The sequence below is a fragment of the Cyanobacteriota bacterium genome, assembly GCA_025054735.1.
Lineage (GTDB): Bacteria > Cyanobacteriota > Cyanobacteriia > SKYG9 > SKYG9 > SKYG9.
In genome coordinates, this window is sequence record JANWZG010000139.1 from 8,746 (window position 1) to 8,986 (window position 241).

Sequence of the window (241 nt, forward strand, 5' to 3'; positions counted from 1 at the left end):
TGCAGATATGTTTGAAGATGAGGCGCTAGACTTGGGTGCGGGCTGGGCCGACGATGATTCCTTCGGTTCGTTTAGTGGCTTTCCAACAGATGTACCTGTGGCCTCTGAAGATGAAGACATCGCCGAGCTCAATGATCTCCTATTTCAAGATGACGAGCAAGTCGATAACGCCATCTTGGATGATTCGACGGCTGAGGGCGAAATCGTCCGTCTGTTCGGTGACAACACCCTCATTCAAGGA

1 protein-coding gene is annotated in these 241 nt (G+C 51.0%); it reads left to right on the forward strand.

All coding sequences use genetic code 11. From position 1 onward, the window contains the following. Nucleotides 1-7 precede the first annotated feature (7 nt). A partial coding sequence (locus NZ772_08440; protein MCS6813581.1) for a hypothetical protein occupies nt 8-241 on the forward strand: 234 nt, incomplete at its 3' end.